Origin of the sequence: Campylobacter concisus (assembly GCF_002913545.1) — a bacterium.
Classification (GTDB): Bacteria; Campylobacterota; Campylobacteria; order Campylobacterales; family Campylobacteraceae; genus Campylobacter_A; species Campylobacter_A concisus_AV.
This window is the reverse complement of the sequence record NZ_PPBR01000125.1, coordinates 1-957: the sequence shown is the minus strand read 5'-3', so window position 1 is coordinate 957 and position 957 is coordinate 1. Positions and strand designations below refer to the sequence as shown.

Below are 957 nucleotides of genomic sequence, written 5' to 3'. Positions count from 1 at the left end.
ATTGCGCAGTATTTTGGAGTGGTGCAAATTTTAGGCATAGAAAATAAAATTTTAAAGATAATGATCGGCGGGACGTTTGATCTTACCGATCTACTCTGCTACGCGGCTGGCTGTATTTTAGCGGGCGCGTATGAAAAATTTGAAAAAAGGAGGAGCGATGGATAAACAAAAAGCTGTGCAAAAGATGACTGAGGTCATGGCAAAATTTGTCGGCTACACGGGCAAAGTGTTGCCTGACGACGTGACGGCGAAGCTACTTGAGCTTAGCGAGCGCGAGACGCAGCCGCTGGCAAAGGAGATCTATAAAACGATGTTTGAAAATCAGCGCCTTGCAAAGGAGCTAAACCGCCCGTCCTGTCAGGATACTGGAGTGATTCAGTTTTTCGTAAGATGTGGCGCAAATTTTCCGCTTATCGGCGAGCTTGAAGAGCTGCTACGAGAGGCGGTACTGCAAGCTACTCGCGAGGCTCCGCTTCGTCACAACAGCGTCGAGACATTTGACGAGTATAACACAGGCAAAAATGTCGGCAAGGGCACGCCGAGCGTGTTTTGGGAGATCGTGCCAAATAGTAGCGAGTGCGAGATACACACCTATATGGCTGGTGGCGGCTGTAGCCTGCCTGGTAAAGCAACCGTGCTGATGCCTGGCATGGGCTATGAGGGTGTTGTTAAATTTGTCATGGATATAATGACAAGCTACGGCATAAACGCCTGTCCGCCGCTATTAGTGGGTGTTGGCGTAGGCACTTCGATCGACGTGGCATCTTTGCTATCTAAAAAGGCGCTGATGAGGCCTTTGGGCTCTAAAAATCAAAACGAACGCGCTGCACTAACCGAAAAACTGCTAGAAGATGGCATAAATAAAATCGGTCTTGGACCACAAGGCATGAGCGGTGCAAGCTCTGTGATGGGCGTGCATATAGAAAACTGCGCCCGCCATCCAAGCGTAATCGCAGT

The 957-nt window shown here is 49.2% G+C and carries 2 protein-coding genes; both read left to right on the top strand.

All coding sequences use genetic code 11. The features are described from left to right. The coding region (locus CYP05_RS09320; protein WP_141090290.1) for a DUF2809 domain-containing protein at positions 1–165 on the top strand (165 nt) is incomplete at its 5' end. Next, positions 158–957 (top strand): L(+)-tartrate dehydratase subunit alpha (ttdA, locus tag CYP05_RS09315; protein WP_103642726.1); only part of this gene is annotated, 800 nt, incomplete at its 3' end. The genes CYP05_RS09320 and ttdA, both read left to right, overlap by 8 nt.